The organism is uncultured Pseudoalteromonas sp., from assembly GCF_963922945.1.
Taxonomy (GTDB): Bacteria; Pseudomonadota; Gammaproteobacteria; order Enterobacterales; family Alteromonadaceae; genus Pseudoalteromonas.
This window is the reverse complement of record NZ_CAWUKC010000139.1, coordinates 1-4,402: the sequence shown is the minus strand read 5'-3', so window position 1 is coordinate 4,402 and position 4,402 is coordinate 1. Positions and strand designations below refer to the sequence as shown.

Here is a 4,402-nt window from a genome sequence, read left to right as displayed (position 1 = left end):
AAAAACCAAACATACTGCTGCAAATTCAAACGCCAAAGGTCAACACGCCCTAATATAGGCTTTATTTAATGCTGCCATAAATTGGGTTTTCTAAGTGGTTATGGTAATTTTAAACCATACCATGTTATTGAGGATTCTCATGCTTTATTACAGCGATATGCCACTTGATAGAGGCTCTAATTTTCGTAAAGACGCTGCGTGGTTAAGCGCAAAAATGTCAGCGCAAAGCAAGTGGCTTTTGGTTAATAATAGCCATACTTTGTTTTATAAAAACTCCCCACAAGTGTGTTATTTAACACATCAACAAATTGCCCACTTAGATTTATCTGATGCGCTATTTTTAGGGTCTAATGATGAGCAACACGGTGTATTTGCACTTGATGTGTCGGCCATACACGATGACGAGCTAGCCCCAATTATTGGCGATGCACAATTTTTTGATATTCGTCAATATGGTCCACAAGTGGCTAAGCAAGACGGTTCAATTGCAGCACTTGCCCGTGGTTTATGTTATTGGCACGCAACACATCGCTTTTGCGGGCGTTGCGGTAGTAAAAATAAGCTCATTGAAGCAGGTCATTCGCGCTTGTGTGAAAACGAGCAGTGTAAACACCCTACATTTCCACGCACCGATCCAGCCGTTATCATGGTGGTCACAAAAGTATTTGAAGATGGCGTAGAGCGATGTTTACTTGGCCGCCAAGCAATATGGCAACAAGGTATGTATTCATCGCTTGCAGGATTTGTTGATCCAGGTGAAACACTCGAGCAAGCTGTGGCGCGTGAAGTAAAAGAAGAGGCGGGTGTTGATGTTGAAAATGTGCGTTATATTGCTTCGCAACCTTGGCCGTTTCCTTCCTCTATTATGCTTGGCTTTATTGCACAAGCTAAAACTGAGCAAATTAATGTAGATAAAAACGAATTAGACGATGCCAAATGGTTTACCCGTGAGGAAGTAAAGGCATTTGGAAATATGGGCGATGAAGGCGAACATTATAAATTACCTAGGGTAGATTCAATTTCACGTTTTTTAATTGAACAATGGCTTTCAAATAAAGTTTAAGGATTAATAGTGTCGAGCAAAAATAAAAATACGCAGTTAGTGTCATCTGGGCGCAAAAAAGCCTATACCCATGGTGTGGTAAACCCAGTAGTACAACGTGCCTCTACCATTGTATTTGATAGCGTGGCCGATTTAAAACAAGCCGCTAAAACGCGAGGTGATAAAACATTATTTTATGGCCGCCGTGGTACATCTACGCATTTTGCCCTGCAAGAAGCCATTACTGAGCTTGAAGGCGGCGAAGGCTGCGCGTTATACCCATGCGGTGCAGCGGCGATTAGCCAAGCGCTGTTGTCGTTTGTAAAAGCGGGCGATCATATTTTAATGGTTGATAACGTGTATGAGCCAACACGCGATTTTTGCGACAAAATTTTAGCAGGCCTAGGTGTAACCACTACTTATTACCCTCCAACGATTGGTGCGGGTATTAAAGAGTATATTAAGCCAAACACCAAAGTGCTGTTTTTAGAATCGCCAGGCTCTATAACAATGGAAATACAAGATGTGCCAGCTATGGTAAAAGTAGCTAATGAGCATAATATTATGACCATGCTTGATAACACCTACGGTAATGGCTTGCATTACCGTCCGCTTGAACACGGCGTTGATATTAGTATTCAAGCAGCCACTAAGTACATTGTTGGTCATTCTGATGTAATGATGGGTGTGGCGGTTGCCAATAAAAAGTATTGGCCAACACTGCGTGAACAGTCGTACTTATTGGGGCAATGCACCAGCGCAGATGATGCCTATTTAGCGCTTAGAGGTTTACGCACAATGGGGGTGCGTTTAAATCAGCACGAAAAGGCGGCTATAGAGGTGGCAAAATGGCTTGAGCAACATGAGTTGGTTGATCATATTCGCCATCCTGCATTTGAAACCTGCCCAGGGTATGAATTTTTTAAACGTGACTTTGATGGCAGTAATGGGCTGTTTTCGTTTGTAATGAAAACCGGTAACCAAAAAGCCATAGATGCGTTTTTAGATAGCCTTGAGCATATTAAAATGGGCTTTTCGTGGGGCGGTTTTGAAAGCCTAGTGACGGCTAATTTAACTATGAAAGGGCTGCGTTCAAAAACCGGTTGGGATTTAGGTCCTGTGATCCGCTTACATATTGGCCTTGAAGACGTTGATGATTTAATTAACGACTTAAGCCAAGCGCTTGAGGTATATAAACAGCATTTATAAAAATGGCCAAATAAACAAAACTTGGCCTGTTACATTTAAATGGTTTGTTACAAAGCTCACTTAAGGTGAGCTTTTTTTTGCTGGTAATTCAAGATGTTTACACTTAATGTGGTTATATTACGCTTTATTTTAAAGCATGAGCAACGTCATTAAGGAAAGCCAATGGCAACATCTTCATTAGTAAGCATAGGGCGATTAACCCAAATAGCGGGCTTTGAGCTAGTACGTATGTTTTTAACAAAACGCGGCTTAATAGCAATAGCAGCCTTTGCCCTTGTTTGGCTGCTTATTTTACGCTACCCGATAGGTCAAGCGGTCAGTATTATCAGCGCCCCCAATTTTGAACAAATGGTACGCGATATTTCAGGCAGTATTGGCTTAAGTAAGTTGCTTGATTGGCCAGAAGCCGAATTTGCCATGTATTGGCTAGTGGCCCTGTATAGCTTTCCATTGTTTGCTATTTTTATATCGAGCGACCAAACCGTTGGCGATAGAGAGCGTGGCACATTGCGGTTTTTATCATTGCGCTCAACACGCTTTGAAATCCTTTTTGGACGTTTTTTAGGTCAATTAGCCGTGTTAGCCTGCTTAGTCGCTATTACGCTTATAGCTACTTTAGCGGTTTTAGGCTTTAGAGAGCCAAGCTTACTTATTAATGGTTTTTTTCGGGCGTTATCAATGTTTTTAATACTTGTGGTGGTACTTAGCCCATTTGTGGCATTAATGAGTTTGATTAACACGTTTGCTCGCTCGTCGCGTTTAGCAATTGTGTTAGCCATTTTATATTTTGCTGGTGGCGGCATTATTGTGGGTATATTGGCGTGGCAAGTACCGGCTTTAAATGCGCTCGATTACCTTTTCCCAGGGGTTAATTCTGAGCGTTTAGCTGGGCAAAACTTACCTTTATTGAGTGCCTTAGGAGTGCCGCTTATTCAAAGTACTGTATTTATAGCGATTGCGTATCGAATATTTATAAGGAGTTCGCTATGAGCGTATTAATAAAAGCCAGCGTCTTGAGTAAATCGTATGGCGCAAAGCAAGCACTTAACAACGTAAGCTTTGAAATTCAAAAAGGCGCACCAGTGGCGTTAGTGGGCCCAAATGGTGCCGGTAAAACCACATTATTTAGTTTATTGTGCGGCTATATTAACCCAAGTCACGGTGAGCTCAGTATTTTAGGGCATAAGCCTGGTAGTGCTGCGTTGTTTAACCAAGTGAGTGCATTACCGCAAGATGCGCAGTTAGATCCGCGTTTTAATATAGATAAGCAACTGGCGTTTTATGGCAAGCTTCAAGGCATGGGTGCTAAACAAAGCCACAATGAAGCGCTGCGGGTACTTGATTTGGTTGGCTTAAAAGAAGTCGCTAAACAGCGTGCGGGCGATTTATCTCACGGTATGCGCAAACGGGTAACGATAGCACAAGCGCTGATTGGCTCGCCGAAAATAGTGATGCTTGATGAAGCCACCGCAGGGCTTGACCCTATTCATGCCAGGGAGGTGCGAGAGCTGGTATCGAGCTTAAGCGATGAAGCCACCTTTATTTTAAGTTCGCACGATTTAACCGAACTTGAGCGATTATGCTCCCAAGTGCTCCACCTAGATAAGGGCATTTTGAGCGAGCACCAAACAAAAGACAACAATACGCATACTCACTTCTATACCTTAATGCTCAACGAGGCGTATCAAAATGTGGATCAACAACTGCAGGCGTTAGCAGGTGTAAGGCGCGTGTATATGAGCCAACATAAAGAATACGTGATTGAGTACCAGCCAACCGGTGAGCCACTTGATATTGCTTTATTAAACTTTTGCCATCAACAAAACTGGCAATATAGGCAGTTAGTAAATGGTCACACCTTAGAAAATCAAATATTTACACAGGAGAAAGCATAATGGGACTACTCAGTGGTTTAATGGGAAATGCAAGCGAAGTAGATGATTCTGATTTAGAAAAAGTACTTGCCAATACCCTAATAGATGGCGAACAAGTAGAAAAAGCCTATAAGGTGATTCGCGATATGTTTATTTTTACTAATAAGCGTTTAATTTTAATTGATAAGCAAGGTATGACCGGCTCTAAAATGGAAATGGTAAGTATTGCTTATTCTAAAATTACTAAGTTTAGTAAAGAAAGTGCAGGGCACTTTGA

5 protein-coding genes are annotated in these 4,402 nt (G+C 41.9%); all 5 read left to right on the top strand.

What is annotated here, in order from left to right:
* Positions 1–139 precede the first annotated feature (139 nt).
* Positions 140–1,063, top strand: coding sequence for an NAD(+) diphosphatase (gene nudC, locus AABI99_RS17540; protein ID WP_338367410.1), 924 nt, complete (start codon positions 140–142; stop codon positions 1,061–1,063).
* A 6-nt stretch (positions 1,064–1,069) separates the two neighbouring features.
* A complete protein-coding gene (locus AABI99_RS17535; RefSeq protein WP_338367411.1) occupies positions 1,070–2,251 on the top strand; it encodes a cystathionine beta-lyase in 1,182 nt (393 codons plus the stop codon).
* Positions 2,252–2,413: 162 nt separating this feature from the next.
* Entirely contained in the window at positions 2,414–3,241 is an 828-nt protein-coding gene (locus tag AABI99_RS17530) for an ABC transporter permease subunit (protein WP_338367409.1), read from the top strand.
* Complete coding sequence (locus tag AABI99_RS17525) at positions 3,238–4,146, top strand: ABC transporter ATP-binding protein (protein WP_338367408.1); 909 nt, start codon at positions 3,238–3,240, stop codon at positions 4,144–4,146. Before AABI99_RS17530 ends, AABI99_RS17525 begins: the two co-directional genes overlap by 4 nt.
* Positions 4,146–4,402: PH domain-containing protein (locus AABI99_RS17520; RefSeq protein WP_338367407.1), on the top strand; the 257-nt coding region annotated here is incomplete at its 3' end. The genes AABI99_RS17525 and AABI99_RS17520, both read left to right, overlap by 1 nt.